Source organism: Streptomyces sp. NRRL S-646, from assembly GCF_000720765.1.
GTDB lineage: Bacteria > Actinomycetota > Actinomycetes > Streptomycetales > Streptomycetaceae > Streptomyces.
Genome location: NZ_JODC01000007.1, coordinates 463,365 through 476,833, shown reverse-complemented (window position 1 = coordinate 476,833; position 13,469 = coordinate 463,365). Strand labels below are relative to the sequence as shown.

Here is a 13,469-nt window from a genome sequence, read left to right as displayed (position 1 = left end):
TGGGCGGAGGAGGCGGCGATGGTGGAGGACACGGGCACGGTGGGCGCCGAGCGGCGGCGGCTGGCGGAGGCCGACGCGTCCCGGGTGGCCTGGCGCCGCTGGGGCCCCTACCTCAGCGAGCGTCAGTGGGGCACCGTCCGGGAGGACTACAGCCCCGACGGTGAGGCCTGGTCGTACTTCACCCACGACCAGGCACGCTCCCGCGCCTACCGCTGGGGCGAGGACGGCATCGCCGGCATCAGCGACGACAAGCAGCGGCTGTGCTTCGCGCCGGCCCTGTGGAACGGCCGCGACCCGATCCTCAAGGAGCGGATGTTCGGCCTGACCAACGCCGAGGGCAATCACGGCGAGGACGTCAAGGAGTACTACTTCCATCTCGACAGCACGCCCACCCACTCGTACATGAAGTACCTGTACAAGTACCCGCAGGGCGAGTTCCCCTACGCCGACCTCGTCGACACCAACAAGGCCCGCGGTCGCCGCGACTTCGAGTACGAGCTGCTCGACACCGGCATCTTCGACGAGGACCGCTACTTCGACGTCTTCGTCGAGTACGCCAAGGCAGGACCGGAGGACCTGCTGATCGAGATCACCGCGCACAACCGCGGCCCCGACGAGGCCACCCTCCACCTGCTGCCGACGCTCTGGTTCCGGCACACCTGGTCCTGGGCGGGCGGCACAGCCGTACCGAGTCTCACAAAGACGGCGGAGGCCATCCGCGCCGACCACGAGGAACTCGGCCCGCGATGGCTGTACTGCGACACCGACGCCCCCGCCCTGTTCACCGAGAACGAGACCAACAACCAGCGCATCTTCGGCAGCCCGAACAGCACGCCCTACGTGAAGGACGGCATCGACCGCTGCGTCGTCCACGGTGAGACCGGCGCCGTCAACCCCGCACAGACCGGCACCAAGGCTGCCTTCCACCACACCCTGACCGTCCCCGCCGGTGACAGCGCGACCCTCCGGCTGCGGCTGACGGACTCCGAACTCGGCGAGCCCTGGGCGGAGTTCGCGGCCACCATGGACATCCGCCGGACCGAGGCCGACGCCTTCTACGAGGACGTCGTCCCCGACGGCATGGGCGAGGACGAGCGCCGCCTGGTGCGCCAGGCACTCGCCGGGATGCTGTGGAGCAAGCAGTACTACTACCTCGACGTCGAGCGCTGGCTCGCCGAGCACGGCGTCGACCCCCTTGCAGCCGACCCCGGCATCCGCAACAGCGCCTGGTACCACATGGTCAACGACGAGGTCATGTCGATGCCGGACACCTGGGAGTACCCCTGGTTCGCGGCCTGGGACCTCGCCTTCCACACCCTCGCCCTGTCCATGGTCGACATCGGCTTCGCCAAGGGGCAGCTGGAGCTCCTGCTGCGCCGGCTCTACCTCCATCCCAACGGCCAGATCCCCGCGTACGAATGGAACTTCGGCGACGTCAACCCGCCCGTGCACGCGTGGGCGGTCCTCTTCGTCTACGAACTCGAGAAGCACCGCACCGGCCACGCCGACCGCGCCTTCCTCGAGAACGCCTTCCAGAAGCTGATGAAGAACTTCACCTGGTGGCTCAATCGCAAGGACGTCGACGGCAACAACGTCTTCCAGGGCGGCTTCCTCGGCCTCGACAACATCGGCGTCTTCGACCGCAGCGCACCCCTGCCCACCGGCGGCCACATCGACCAGGCCGACGGCACGGCATGGATGGCGCTGTACTGCCAGAACCTCCTCGACATCGCCATCGAACTCGCCGTCGACAACCCCGTCTACGTCGAGCAGGCGCAGATGCTCTTCGAACACTTCGCCTGGATCGCGGTCGCCATGAACCGCATCGGCAAGGACAACGCCAGCCTGTGGGACGAGGAGGACGGCTTCTTCTACGACGTGCTGCGACTGCCCGACGGCAGCGCCACCCGGTTGAAGGTGCGGTCCCTGGTCGGCTTGATACCGCTCGCGGCGACCAGCGTCATCGGCGGACGCGCCGACCGTACCTTCCCCGAACTGGTCGAGGGAGCAAAGGAGTTCATCCGGCGCCACCCGGCCGTCGAGGCCGTCGTCCAACAGCACGACCTGGGGACGGCCGACGAGAACGGCCGCTACCTGTTCGCCCTCTTCGGCGAGGACCGGCTGCGCCGCATCCTCGCCCGCATGCTCGACGAGGACGAGTTCCTCGGCCCGCACGGCATCCGGTCCCTCTCCCGCTACCACGCCGAGCACCCGTACCACTTCGACGTGCACGGCCGGACGTACGGTGTCGGCTATCTGCCCGCCGAGTCCGACTCCGGCATGTTCGGCGGCAACTCCAACTGGCGCGGCCCCGTCTGGTTCCCGATGAACCTCCTCCTCATCCGCGCCCTGCTCAACCTGCACGGCTATCACGGCCCGGGCTTCACCGTGGAGTGCCCGACCGGTTCCGGACGGCAGCTGAACCTCTACGAGGTCGCCCGCGAGATCTCCGACCGGCTCACCGCCACCTTCCTGACCGGCGAGGACGGTCACCGCCCGGTCCACGGCGCACAGCCCAAGTTCGCCAAGGACCCCCACTGGAAGGACCTGATCCTCTTCTACGAGTACTTCCACGGCGACAACGGCGCGGGCCTGGGCGCCTCCCACCAGACCGGTTGGACCGGACTGGTGGCCGCCACCGCCACCCTCTTCCACGCCATCAGCGCCGACGACTGGCACCGCGGCGGCCGGGAGTCCCTGCGCCCGGTGGACCGACGGTTCGAGGGCTCGGGCGACGAGGAGCCCCTGTCATGACCGTCATCTACGAGATCAACACCCTTGTCTGGCTGGGTGAGTTGAGCGCGCGGTACGGGCGCCGCGTCACCCTGGGCGACGTCCCAGCCGAGATCTGGGACGAGGTCGCCCGGCCCGGCCTCGACACCGTCTGGCTGATGGGCGTCTGGGAGCGCAGCCCGGCAGGCCTCGCTATCGCCCTGCGCGACGAGTCCCTGCTCGCGTCGTTCCGCCGGGCGCTGCCCGACCTGACCGGGACGGACATCGCCGGCTCCGCCTACTGCGTACGGAACTACGTCGTCGACCCCTCCCTCGGCGGCCCGGACGGCCTGGCCGAGGCACGCGCCCAACTCGCCGCCCGGGGCATGCGGTTGATCCTCGACTACGTGCCGAACCACGTGGCTCCCGACCACCCCTGGCTCACCGAGCACCCCGAGCGCCTGATCCAGGGCACCCGCGAAGACATGGACCGGTCACCCGGGGCCTTCCTCGACGTCGACGGACACATCTACGCCAACGGCCGCGACCCGTACTTCGCACCCTGGCCGGACGTCGTCCAGCTCAACGCCTTCAGCGAGGACCTGCGCACCGCGGCCGTCGACACCCTCGTCTCCATCGGCGACCAGGCGGACGGCGTGCGCTGCGACATGGCGATGCTGCTGATGAACGACGTCTTCGCCAAGACCTGGGGCGACCGGGCGGGCCCGCTCCCCGCCGACGACTTCTGGCCGTACGTCGTCCCGCGTGTCCGCGCACACCACCCGGACCTCCTCTTCGTCGCCGAGGCGTACTGGGACCTCGAATGGGCCCTGCAGCAACAGGGCTTCGACCACTGCTACGACAAGCGGCTCTACGACCGACTCCTCCACGAGGACGCCGGATCCACCCGCACCCACCTCCAGGCCGACCTCACCTACCAGCGCGGCCTGGTCCGCTTCCTGGAGAACCACGACGAGCCGCGGGCCGCCGCCACCATCCCGGGCGCGCAGGAGCGCGCCGCAGCCGTCACCGTCGCCACCCTGCCGGGTGCGACGCTCTGGCACGAGGGCCAGTTCGAGGGCCGCAAGGTCCGCCCGCCGGTCTTCCTCGCCCGCCGCCCACAGGAACCGCCCGACGAGCAACTCCGCGCCTTCTACGGTCAGTTGCTCCCCGCCGCGGCCGCCGTACGCGACGGCGACTGGCGCCTGCTGACCACCACCGGCTGGCCGGACAACGACACCCACCGGGGCCTGCTCGCCTGGAGCTGGACCGGCCCCGGCACCCGCCACCTCGTGATCGTCAACTACTCCGACGCCCCCGCCCAGGGACAGGTGCCCCTGCCCTGGCCCGACCTGGCCGGCCGCCCGTGCCGACTGACCGACCTGCTCACGGACCAGACTTACGACCGCGACGGCGACCACCTGCTCACCCCGGGCCTGTTCGTCGACCTGCCGGCCTGGCACTCCCACGTGCTGACCCCGACCTGACCGGCGGCCGTGGTAGACAGCGACCATGACCTACGCACACACGGCCGGCGGTCCGCGATGACCGCCGGCATCGACACCCCGGACCGCCGCGGCCGCACCGGCCTGGACCGCACCGGACTCGACCTGACCGGCAACTCCCGCGTGAAGGTGCGCGAGGTGAAACTGCTCTCCAGCCACTGGTACGTCGAGCGCGCCACCACCTTCGACTACCGGCACGCCGACGGCACCTGGTCCACCCAGCAGCGCGAGACACACGACCGCGGCAACGGCGCCACCATGCTGCTCTACGACGCCGAACGCGAAACCGTGCTGCTCACCAGGCAGTTCCGCTTCCCGGTGTACGTCAACGGACACCCCGACGGCATGCTCGTCGAAACACCGGGCGGACTCCTCGACGACGAGGACGAGCACCCCGAACTCGCCGTCCGCCGCGAGGTGGTGGAGGAGACCGGGCACACCATCGGCGAGGTCCGGCACGTCTTCGACGTCTACATGAGCCCGGGCTCGGTCACCGAACGCGTCAGCTTCTACGCCGCCGCCTACGGCCCCTCGACCCGCACCCACGAGGGCGGCGGCCTCGACGAGGAGGGCGAGGACATCGAGATCGTCGAACTGCCCTTCCGGCGCGCCCTGGAGATGATCCGCACCGGCGAGATCAACGACGCCAAGACCATCATGCTGCTCCAGTGGGCGGCGCTTGAGGGCCCGTTCAGCAAGTAGTGCGCGCGGGGCCCCTTGACTTCGTGTGCGCTTCAAGCTGAAGACTCCCGTTCGTACCCGAAACCGCGGGCGCGAACGGGAGGACCCGGCATGCAGTACCGCACCATCGGAACGGACCCGCACACCAGCCGCGAGGTGAGCGTGCTCGCGCTCGGCGCGATGCTGTTCGGCTCGCGGACGGACGAGGAGACGTCCTTCGCCCTGCTCGACCGGTACGTCGAGGCCGGCGGCAACTTCATCGACACGTCCGACAACTACGCCTTCTGGGTCGACGGCGGCCAGGGCGGCCAGAGCGAGGAACTCCTCGGCCGCTGGCGGCGCAGCCGCGGCATCGGCGACGAGATCTTCATCGCGACCAAGCTGGGCGCCCGCCCGCTGGCCCCCGGCACCAGCTATATCGACAACGCGGAGGGTCTGTCGGCGAAGGTGATCCGCGAGTCCGCCGAACGCAGCCGCGAGCGCCTCGGCGTCGAAAAGCTCGACCTGCTCTACGCCCACATCGACGACCCCACCGTGCCCCAGCGCGAGACGGTCGAGGGCTTCGCGGAGCTGGTCGCCGAGGGCACGGTCGGCCTGCTCGGCGTCAGCAACCAGGCCGCCTGGCGGGTGGAGCGCGCCCGCGCGATCGCCGCCGCGGCCGGCCTGCCGGGCTACGAGGTCCTCCAGTACGAGCACAGCTACCTGCGCCCCCGCTCCGACGTACCCAGCGACTTGTTCCCGGACGGCAGCCTCGGCCACGCGGGCCCCGACCTGCGGACGTATCTCCGGGCCGACCCGGCCCTGACCCTGGTCGCGTACTCACCCCTCCTGAAGGGCAGCTACACGCACCCCGACCGGCTGCCGTCGGACTACGACCATCCCGGCACCCCGGCCCGCCTCACCGTCCTGCACGAGATCGCCCGCGAGACCGGCGCCACCGCCAACCAGGTCGTGCTGGCCTGGCAGTTGGGCGGAGACCTCCCGGTCGTCCCGCTTGCCGGTGCCTCGACGCTCGCCCAACTGGAGGAGAACCTGGCCGCGGTCGACCTGGACCTGACGGCGGAGCAGCGGGCCCGGCTGGACGCCGCGCACTGAGACTGCTCCCCTTCACTTGGGCGGCAGCCCCGCGGCGAAGGCGTACCCCTCGCCGATCCACTCGCCGAGCGTCTCGTCCTCGGCGAGGGCGGACGAGTCCACGACCACCCAGCCGCGCATCGGGCGGCCCGTCATGTCGAACAGACGGGCACCCGGCCGGGCCAGCGCGGCGTCCGTCGCGTCGGGGCCGACCCGGACCATCAGGTCGTCGCCGGTCACGCCGACGGCCATGTTGCCGTGCAGCAGGAAGGCGATGCCGCCGAACATGCGCTTTTCGGCAACGCCGGGATCGGCGCCCAGGTGCTGCCGGATCCGTTCGGCGAGTCCTTCGTCGTACGCCATGAGGAGCCTCAATCCGTGCGTTGCATGAGTCTGCGTTCGAGGTCGCGGAGGTCTTTGCGCAGGGAGGAGCGGACCTGGCGGGCCAGGAGCGGCGCGGCCAGCCGGTAGAAGCCGCCCGAGCCGCCCTGGGCCCGGATGCGGGCCAGGGTGCCGGCCGGGTCCGGCTCGAAGGAGTACGTCACATGCATGGGCAGCGGGCCCGCCACCGACACCATGTCCAGCAGCCGCGGGAAGTCGTAGGCGGCCACGCGCAGCACGTAGTCGATGCGCCGGCCGAGGAAGAAGGCCGTCCGGGTGACCTCGGCACCGACGCCGAAGCCGCCCCCGTCCGCCTCGCGGGTCAGCTCGGCCGTACGAATGCCCTGGGTCCAGTCGGTGTCGTGGCGCCAGTCCATGGCGTACGCCGCCACCCGCTCGGGTGGCAGCGGAAGCACGCGTTCCACGGACACGTCGACGGCCATGCCTCCAGGATCCCCGCGTGGGAGTGCGAACGCGCGGCGTACACCGATATGACGGGTCTCTTACGCGACCGCGCCAGAGCAGGACAAATCGCCGCCGGGGCGGGACGCTGCTGCTGAGCCGCGGCTCGGACCCGCCCAGGCACCCGCCCGGCGGTCCCCTGTGAAGGAGTGCGTTCATGACCGCATCGCCCCCGACCGACGACGCGTACCGCTTCGACGACCTCAGCGCCCTGTTCATCAACTGCACACTCAAGCCGTCGCCCCAGGTCAGCCACACCCAGGGGCTGATCGACAAGAGCGCGGCGATCATGATGTCGCGCGGGGTCACGACGTCCGAGGTCCGTGCCGTCGACCACGACCTCGCCCCCGGCGTGTACCCCGACATGACCGAGCACGGTTTCGCGACGGACGAGTGGCCCGCGCTGTACGAGCAGGTGATGGCCGCGGACATCCTGGTCATCGCGGGGCCGATCTGGCTCGGCGACAACAGCTCGGTGACGAAGAAGGTGATCGAGCGGCTCTACAGCTGTTCGTCGCTGCTCAACCCCGCCGGACAGTACGCCTATTACGGCCGGGTCGGCGGCTGTCTGATCACCGGCAACGAGGACGGCGTGAAGCACTGCGCGATGAACGTCCTCTACAGCCTCCAGCACCTGGGCTACACGATCCCGCCGCAGGCCGACGCCGGCTGGATCGGAGCGGCGGGGCCCGGACCCTCGTATCTGGACCCCGGATCGGGCGGCCCGGAGAACGACTTCACCAACCGCAACACCACGTTCATGACCTGGAACCTGATGCATCTGGCAGCCATGCTGAAGCGCGCCAAGGGCATCCCGGCCCACGGCAACCAGCGTTCCGAATGGGACGCCGGCTGCCGCTTCGACGCGGAGAACCCCGAACACCGCTGATTCCCTACCATCGACTCCAGCCGCCCCACCGCGAACCCACGGAGTCCGCCATGCCCCGTTCACAAGCCCGCGTCAGCACCGACCGTCCGCACCGCTACGCCAAGCAGCTCGCCTCCCACCTCGGCCGCCGCAGCCAGGCGAGTTGGGACGAGGAGGCGGGGGAGGGCAAGCTGGTCTTCCAGAACGGGACGGGCTCCCTCACCGCGACCGAGGGAGCCCTGCTGCTCTCGGTGGAGACCGACGCCGAGCACCTCGACCTGCTCGAGGACGTCGTCGGCCGCCACCTGGTCCGCTTCGGCACCAAGGACGAACTGGTCGTCGAATGGCACCGCGACACCGGCGCCCCCGGCACCACCCAGCGCAGGACGGAGGACCCTGCCTGACCTCCGTGACCACGGGCGACGTCAGGCCTCGCCCACGGTGAAGACCATGCTGCGCACCGGCGCGAGCTCCTGCAGGCGCTCCGAGTCCTCGGCGCAGGCGCGGCCCTCGGGGGAGGCGAACGCGGCGCGCAGCTCTGCCATCGTGTCCCACTCCAACTCGGTGACCAGATGGCACGGTTCGCCCCCGCGCACGGCGGTGGCCTCGCGGCCGAGCGTGTACCGGCGCAACCCGGGCAGTTTGCGGGCGAGCGGGAGGTGGACCTCGCGGTAGTGCCGGTCGAAAGCCGCGGGGTCGGGCGGAGTCTCGTAGAGGACGAGAAAGCGTGCTGTCATCGCCCCGTCCTCCGGTAGCGTGTGAGGACGGTGGGGCCCGTCTGTTGCGCCGACTCGCATTCGAGGTGGACGGGCGGGGTGTCCGCGGGGAAGAGGCGGTCGCCGGTGCCGAGAATCGTGGGGAAGGTGATCAGGCGGTATTCGTCGACCAGGTCCTCGGCCATCAGTGCACGGACGACGCTCAGGCTCCCGGCGACGACCACATCACGCTTCTCCTGCTTGACCGCGTCCACCAGGTCGCCCGTGAGGATCTGCGAGTTCTCCCAGGCGGAGACGTCGGTGAGGGTGCGGGTGGCGACGAGTTTCCGGGCGGCGTTCATACGCGCGGAGAACGGGTCGTCGCGGTGCGGCCACAGCTGGGAGAACACCTCCCAGGTGGTGCGGCCCAGCAGCAGGACCCCCTCGTCCAGGGCGGCCCCGAGCTGGAACTTGTCCCCGGCCACCGCCTCGGGGCCGTGCCGGAACATCCAGCCGCCGCCGGGTGTGCCGTCGCGGCCGTCCGGATCGGAGACGATGCCGTCCAGGGTGGTGAATGCGATGACGATGACGCTCATGGCGATGTCCTCTCGGATGTCTCGATCGGTGGTCACCGGTACGTACCGGCGCCACCGCCCGGACTCATCGCCCGCGGCCGAAGTCGTCCGAGGAAATCTCTCCGGGCAGGTCGAAGGCTTCGAAGACGCGCGGGTCCGCGAACACCACGTTCCGTGCGACCTGCCCGCCGGCCACCGTGAACACCTGCAGCGTGTGCAGCCGGTGCCCGCCGTCCGGGGTGCGTGCGTAGGCGGCGAGAGCGGGCTGTCCGCCGGCGGTGAGCTGCCGGGTGAGCCACCCCGTTCCGCGCATCTCGAAGACCCGCTCCATGAACAGGCCGTAGTCGCGGCGGCCGCGGTACCACAGCGGCACCGGCGGCATCTCCAGGACGGCCGCGTCGGTCAGCAGCCGCACCAGGGCGGGGACATCGGCCGCCTCGAAGGCCCGCGCGTACCGCCGGACGACCTCCCGCGCCTCGGCGTCGTCCGGCTCGTGGACCTCTCCCGGATCGCCCGCCTCGGCGACCGCGGCCCGGGCCCGCTGCAGCGAGCTGTTGACGGCGGCGACCGTCGTCCCGAGCTGCTCCGCGACCTCCGCGGCACTGAACTCCAGCACCTCCCGCAGCACCAGCACCGCCCGCTGCCGCGCCGGCAGCAGCTGCATCGCCGCCACCAGCGCCAGCCGCAGATCGGCCCGGGTCTCGACGTCGTACCTGGCGTCGGGGAACGGCTGCAGCCACGGGATGTCGAAGGCCGGCGTGAGCGGCGCCCCAGGGTCCTCGCTCGGTGCCCCGAGCCCGGACGGCAAGGGCCGCCGCGCCCGCCCCGCCAGCGCGGTCAGACAGACGTTGGTCGCGATCCGGTACAGCCAGGTCCGCACCGACGCGCGCGAGGCGTCGTACCGCTCGCGGGCCTTCCACGCCCGCAGCATCGTCTCCTGCACCAGATCCTCGGCCTCGTGGAACGAGCCCACCATCCGATAGCAGTACGCCACCAACTCGCCCCGGTACGGCTCAAGGTCCATGGGGGCCATCATGCCGGGCGTGGCTCGGGCCCGGCCCCGAAGTGCAGATCGAGCATGCTGCCCTGACCGCGCGCGCCGCGCGAGGCATCACGTGCGTACACCACGGCGCTGATGCCCGTGCACGCGCAGCACACGGGCATCTGCCACGCCGCCCTAGCCGGCTCACACGATGGAGATGGTTGCGCTCACCCGGGCCTCGGCCCACCGACCAGCCGGTTCACCGGCGCAGCCGGGGAGCGAGGACCGTGCGCACGGCCTTGGCCACCTTGCTCGCGGCGGATCCGTCGTCCTCTTCGGGCTCCGGTTCCAGCGTGCGCTGGATCCGCTGCAGCACCTGGTTGGCGGACCGCCACAGCGGGACGAACAGGCCGGCGACCGGCCCGACGCCCTGGATCGGGCCGCCGGACAGCTCGGTCACCTTCTTGGCCGCCGCGACCGATGCCGGGTCCCGCAGGATCAGGTGCACCTCGTCGTCGACCAGCCGGATCTCCATCCTGCGCGCGGCGGCTTCCTCCGGGTTCGCGTCCGTGGTCGTCTCCGGATCCAGTTCGTCGATCTTGGCGGCGACGGCGTCCGGGTCGACCCCGAGTTCCCGCAGCACCCTGGCCGCCATGCTGTTCTCCGCCCGCAGCATCGCCTCGAGCAGGTGGTGGCTGCCGACCGGTGCGCCACCGGCCAGTGCGCTCGCGGTGGACACGGTGTCCTCGGTGGCGGGTGTGCCGGCCGGCCATGGGCCGGCCGCGGCGTCCTGCGCTCCTTCCACGGAGGCCAGCACCGCGGTACGGATCTTGCTGATCGGGCTGATCCGCTGGGCGAGCACCTTCGCGCCGACGCCCTCACCCTCCCTGACCAGGGCGAGCAGGATGTGTTCCGTACCGATGTCGTTGTGGTGCAGCTGCTGCGCCTCGCGCAGGGCGAGTTCCAGCGTCTTCTTCGCGCGCGGCGCGAACGGGATGTGGCCGCTCAGTTCCTTCGTGCCGGGTTCGACCACCGCGGCGATGTCGGCCTGCGCGGTCTCCTTGTCGTATCCGAGTTGGTCCAGGACCTTCGCCGCCATGCCGTCCGGCACTTCGAGCAGCCCCAACAGGATGTGCTCCGTGCCGATGTGGTCGTGCTTGAGGAGCCTCGCCTGCTCCTGGGCCGCGACGACCACCCGGCGGGCCTTCACTGTGAACCTCTCAAAAGTCATGGCTCCATGGTCTCAACCCTGTCAATACACTGATATTGATAGGGTCACCGTGGTGAAGGGAGGGTGTGATGGAGTCACCGTCGGACTGGGAGGACCGGCTCGCACGCTGGCAGAACGAGCTGGAGTTGTTCGAGCAGCTGGACGAGAAACCCTGGGTCACACTGGCCAAGGCCGAAGCGGAGACCGGCGTTTCCCGCTCGGCCCTGCGGTCCTGGTACCGCAACGGCGAGATCCAGTCCCGGCTGGTGGACGGCCCGAACGGGCCGCAGCGCCTGGTCCAGCTGGACGCCGTGATCGAGCGAGCCGCCGCGTCCCCGCGCATTCAGCGCCGGGCGGAGCGGGAAGTCAGCCTGGAAGCCCAGGTCACCCTGCTACGACACCGGGTCGACCAGCTCGAGCTGCGGCTGGCCGCGCTGGAGCGGAAGTGACCACCTGGCGAGCCGGATCCAGTACAGGAAGTGGGATGTGGTGAGAGACCGAACGGCGAGCGCCCTGTGCGCCGCGGCAGTCGCCCTGCTGGCCGGCGCCTGCGGTGGCGCCCCGAAGGCGGTGCCGCACATGACGGCGGCGGACGTCGTGGGTCGCTGGACGAGCGACTGCGGATCGACGCTGACGGTCGAAGCGGACCGCAGCTTCACGGTCAGGGACTTCCCCGTGGACTACGCACTGGTCTCCGGAACCGTGAAGCGCCTGCCGGCCGGCCACGGGACCTGGTATCTGTACGCCGGGGCCGGGGCCACCCCGCAGACCTTCGACCTGAAGATCGGCGAGGAGTTCTACGACCTCGACTACGTCCGCAGGGGGGACTCGATCGCCCTCCGCACCGTACTCGGCGACCCCGGCGACAACCGGTGGTGCGAGTTCTCCCGCCGCTCCCGCGCCTGACCGACCCGGTCCTCGCTTCCCGGCGCCGATGCGGCGAAGCTGGTTCTGGTCCAGAACGAGCCGAAGGAGAGCGGTCATGAGTGCACTCCCCACCGAACGTTCCCTGCGCACCACCCCCGAAGGCCTCCTGTGGGAGCCCAGTGAACGCTGGGTGCGGGGCCGCAAGGGTGAGGTCACCGTCGTCGACAGCCGGCGTCCCGTCCTCGTCTGGGAGCCCTCGCTGCCCGTACCGCAGTACGCCTTCCCGCGCGCGGACGTACGCGAGGACCTCCTGCGCCCCGCGAAGAACCCGCGGACGGGCGCCCACACCGGATCCAGGATCTTCTACGACCTCGAGGTCGACGGCGAGCTGCTGGAGAACGCCGCCTGGACCTTCCCGGCCGCCGACCTGGCCGAGTACATCGCCTTCGAGTGGTTCCGGCGCAGCGGCAGTGGCCTGGACCACTGGTACGAGGAGGAGGAAGAGATCTTCATCCACCCCCGCGACCCGCACAAGCGGGTGGATGCCATCCCGAGCAGCCGGCACGTCCAGGTCTCGGTCGGCGGCACGCTCGTCGCCGACACCCACCGGCCCGTGCTGCTCTTCGAGACCGGCCTGCCGACCCGCTACTACATTCCGCCCGAGGACGTCCGCCTCGACCTCCTCGAACCCACCGAGCACCACACCGGCTGCCCCTACAAGGGCACGGCACAGTACTGGTCGGTGCGGGGCGAGGCCGATGCACCGCCGAACATCGTCTGGAGCTACCCGGCGCCGCTGCCCGCCGTGGGCCCGGTCAAGGGACTCCTCGCGTTCTACAACGAGGTCGTCGACATCACCGTGGACGGGGAGCGCGTGGAGCGCCCCGCCACACCCTTCAGCGCGATGCTCAAACAGAGCAGCCGACGTGGGCGAGGGCCTGCCTGAGCAGCACCCCGTGCCCGCCCGGCATCTCGCTCTGCACCGCTTCCGAGACGGCCTCCTGCGGGCTGAACCACACCAGGTCCAGGGCGTCCTGCCGGGGCCGGCAGTCGCCGGTGACCGGGACGACGTAGGCCAGGGACACCGCGTGCTGGCGCGGGTCGTGGTACGGCGTGACACCCAGCGTCGGGAAGTACTCCGCGACCGTGAAGGGCTGCAGCGAGGCCGGGATCCGGGGCAGCGCCACCGGGCCGAGGTCCTTCTCCAGGTGGCGCAGCAGGGCGTCACGGACCCGCTCGTGGTGCAGGACTCGACCGGAGACCAGGGTCCGGCTGACCGTCCCGTCCGGGCCGATGCGCAGCAACAGGCCGACGCTGGTGACTTCGCCGCTGTCGTCGACGCGCACGGGCACGGCCTCGACGTACAGGATCGGCATACGGGCGCGTGCCAGCTCGAGGTCGTCGGGGCTGAGCCAGCCCGGCGTGGTATCGGTCATGTCAGACATTGCTTGATCATA

15 protein-coding genes and 1 pseudogene are annotated in these 13,469 nt (G+C 70.5%); 9 read left to right on the top strand and 7 right to left on the bottom strand.

Going from position 1 to position 13,469, the window contains the following annotated elements; genetic code table 11:
• The first annotated feature begins 18 nt into the window (after positions 1-18).
• From IH68_RS0117590 to IH68_RS0117575, 4 genes are all read left to right on the top strand, one after another.
• On the top strand, positions 19-2,754 hold the full coding sequence (locus IH68_RS0117590) for an MGH1-like glycoside hydrolase domain-containing protein (RefSeq protein WP_030936042.1): 2,736 nt from the start codon (positions 19-21) through the stop codon (positions 2,752-2,754).
• The gene (locus IH68_RS0117585; RefSeq protein ID WP_030936040.1) at positions 2,751-4,199 is read left to right on the top strand and encodes an alpha-amylase family glycosyl hydrolase; all 1,449 of its coding nucleotides are present in this window, start codon (positions 2,751-2,753) and stop codon (positions 4,197-4,199) included. The genes IH68_RS0117590 and IH68_RS0117585 overlap by 4 nt, the downstream gene beginning before the upstream one ends.
• Positions 4,200-4,256: 57 nt before the next feature.
• Positions 4,257-4,919, top strand: coding sequence for an NUDIX domain-containing protein (locus IH68_RS0117580; protein WP_030936039.1), 663 nt, complete (start codon positions 4,257-4,259; stop codon positions 4,917-4,919).
• A 90-nt stretch (positions 4,920-5,009) separates the two neighbouring features.
• Positions 5,010-5,993: an aldo/keto reductase gene (locus tag IH68_RS0117575; protein WP_030936038.1), complete on the top strand. Its 984-nt coding sequence runs from the start codon at positions 5,010-5,012 to the stop codon at positions 5,991-5,993.
• A 12-nt stretch (positions 5,994-6,005) separates the two neighbouring features.
• Here the strand turns inward: IH68_RS0117575 and IH68_RS0117570 are convergent, their stop codons facing one another.
• Positions 6,006-6,335 carry a TfoX/Sxy family protein gene (locus IH68_RS0117570; RefSeq protein WP_030936035.1) on the bottom strand — a complete coding sequence of 110 codons (330 nt, stop codon included), beginning with the start codon at positions 6,333-6,335 and terminating at the stop codon, positions 6,006-6,008.
• An 8-nt stretch (positions 6,336-6,343) separates the two neighbouring features.
• A complete protein-coding gene (locus IH68_RS0117565) occupies positions 6,344-6,796 on the bottom strand; it encodes an SRPBCC family protein (RefSeq protein WP_030936032.1) in 453 nt (150 codons plus the stop codon).
• 176 nt (positions 6,797-6,972) lie between these two features.
• Between IH68_RS0117565 and IH68_RS0117560 the strand changes: the two genes are divergently transcribed.
• Together IH68_RS0117560 and IH68_RS0117555 are read left to right on the top strand one after the other, a co-directional pair.
• On the top strand, positions 6,973-7,704 hold the full coding sequence (locus IH68_RS0117560) for a flavodoxin family protein (RefSeq protein WP_030936030.1): 732 nt from the start codon (positions 6,973-6,975) through the stop codon (positions 7,702-7,704).
• A gap of 50 nt (positions 7,705-7,754) precedes the next feature.
• Positions 7,755-8,087, top strand: coding sequence for a DUF2218 domain-containing protein (locus IH68_RS0117555; RefSeq protein WP_030936029.1), 333 nt, complete (start codon positions 7,755-7,757; stop codon positions 8,085-8,087).
• A 21-nt stretch (positions 8,088-8,108) separates the two neighbouring features.
• Here IH68_RS0117555 and IH68_RS0117550 read toward each other — a convergent pair whose 3' ends face one another.
• The 4 genes and pseudogenes from IH68_RS0117550 to IH68_RS0117535 all read right to left on the bottom strand — a co-directional run bounded on the left by IH68_RS0117550 (position 8,109) and on the right by IH68_RS0117535 (position 11,166).
• Positions 8,109-8,420 (bottom strand): EthD family reductase, encoded by a 312-nt coding sequence (locus IH68_RS0117550; RefSeq protein WP_030936024.1) that lies wholly within the window; start codon positions 8,418-8,420, stop codon positions 8,109-8,111.
• The gene (locus IH68_RS0117545; RefSeq protein WP_030936021.1) at positions 8,417-8,974 is read right to left on the bottom strand and encodes a dihydrofolate reductase family protein; all 558 of its coding nucleotides are present in this window, start codon (positions 8,972-8,974) and stop codon (positions 8,417-8,419) included. Before IH68_RS0117545 ends, IH68_RS0117550 begins: the two co-directional genes overlap by 4 nt.
• A 64-nt stretch (positions 8,975-9,038) precedes the next feature.
• Positions 9,039-9,992 (bottom strand): annotated as a pseudogene (locus IH68_RS0117540) (sigma-70 family RNA polymerase sigma factor); the annotation flags it as partial.
• A gap of 202 nt (positions 9,993-10,194) precedes the next feature.
• A complete protein-coding gene (locus IH68_RS0117535) occupies positions 10,195-11,166 on the bottom strand; it encodes a Clp protease N-terminal domain-containing protein (RefSeq protein ID WP_030936016.1) in 972 nt (323 codons plus the stop codon).
• 68 nt (positions 11,167-11,234) lie between these two features.
• Between IH68_RS0117535 and IH68_RS0117530 the strand changes: the two genes are divergently transcribed.
• From IH68_RS0117530 to IH68_RS0117520, 3 genes are all read left to right on the top strand, one after another.
• Positions 11,235-11,594: a hypothetical protein gene (locus IH68_RS0117530; protein WP_030936014.1), complete on the top strand. Its 360-nt coding sequence runs from the start codon at positions 11,235-11,237 to the stop codon at positions 11,592-11,594.
• A gap of 40 nt (positions 11,595-11,634) precedes the next feature.
• Positions 11,635-12,051, top strand: coding sequence for a hypothetical protein (locus tag IH68_RS0117525; RefSeq protein ID WP_159403687.1), 417 nt, complete (start codon positions 11,635-11,637; stop codon positions 12,049-12,051).
• A gap of 76 nt (positions 12,052-12,127) precedes the next feature.
• Positions 12,128-12,958, top strand: a complete 831-nt coding sequence (locus IH68_RS0117520; protein WP_030936009.1) for a DUF427 domain-containing protein — start codon at positions 12,128-12,130, stop codon at positions 12,956-12,958.
• Here IH68_RS0117520 and IH68_RS0117515 read toward each other — a convergent pair.
• On the bottom strand, positions 12,921-13,457 hold the full coding sequence (locus tag IH68_RS0117515; RefSeq protein WP_107057478.1) for an NUDIX hydrolase family protein: 537 nt from the start codon (positions 13,455-13,457) through the stop codon (positions 12,921-12,923). The two genes, IH68_RS0117520 and IH68_RS0117515, sit on opposite strands and share 38 nt — an antisense overlap.
• Positions 13,458-13,469: the final 12 nt, after the last annotated feature.

What these genes read in the sequence shown, in the direction of transcription:
- IH68_RS0117515 (WP_107057478.1), bottom strand. Translation starts at nt 13,457, where the DNA reads ATGTCTGACATGACCGATACCACGCCGGGCTGGCTCAGCCCCGACGAC.
- IH68_RS0117575 (WP_030936038.1), top strand. Translation starts at nt 5,010, where the DNA reads ATGCAGTACCGCACCATCGGAACGGACCCGCACACCAGCCGCGAGGTG.
- IH68_RS0117560 (WP_030936030.1), top strand. Translation starts at nt 6,973, where the DNA reads ATGACCGCATCGCCCCCGACCGACGACGCGTACCGCTTCGACGACCTC.
- IH68_RS0117590 (WP_030936042.1), top strand. Translation starts at nt 19, where the DNA reads ATGGTGGAGGACACGGGCACGGTGGGCGCCGAGCGGCGGCGGCTGGCG.
- IH68_RS0117555 (WP_030936029.1), top strand. Translation starts at nt 7,755, where the DNA reads ATGCCCCGTTCACAAGCCCGCGTCAGCACCGACCGTCCGCACCGCTAC.
- IH68_RS0117550 (WP_030936024.1), bottom strand. Translation starts at nt 8,420, where the DNA reads ATGACAGCACGCTTTCTCGTCCTCTACGAGACTCCGCCCGACCCCGCG.
- IH68_RS0117585 (WP_030936040.1), top strand. Translation starts at nt 2,751, where the DNA reads ATGACCGTCATCTACGAGATCAACACCCTTGTCTGGCTGGGTGAGTTG.
- IH68_RS0117530 (WP_030936014.1), top strand. Translation starts at nt 11,235, where the DNA reads ATGGAGTCACCGTCGGACTGGGAGGACCGGCTCGCACGCTGGCAGAAC.
- IH68_RS0117545 (WP_030936021.1), bottom strand. Translation starts at nt 8,974, where the DNA reads ATGAGCGTCATCGTCATCGCATTCACCACCCTGGACGGCATCGTCTCC.
- IH68_RS0117570 (WP_030936035.1), bottom strand. Translation starts at nt 6,335, where the DNA reads ATGGCGTACGACGAAGGACTCGCCGAACGGATCCGGCAGCACCTGGGC.
- IH68_RS0117565 (WP_030936032.1), bottom strand. Translation starts at nt 6,796, where the DNA reads ATGGCCGTCGACGTGTCCGTGGAACGCGTGCTTCCGCTGCCACCCGAG.
- IH68_RS0117520 (WP_030936009.1), top strand. Translation starts at nt 12,128, where the DNA reads ATGAGTGCACTCCCCACCGAACGTTCCCTGCGCACCACCCCCGAAGGC.
- IH68_RS0117535 (WP_030936016.1), bottom strand. Translation starts at nt 11,166, where the DNA reads ATGACTTTTGAGAGGTTCACAGTGAAGGCCCGCCGGGTGGTCGTCGCG.
- IH68_RS0117580 (WP_030936039.1), top strand. Translation starts at nt 4,257, where the DNA reads ATGACCGCCGGCATCGACACCCCGGACCGCCGCGGCCGCACCGGCCTG.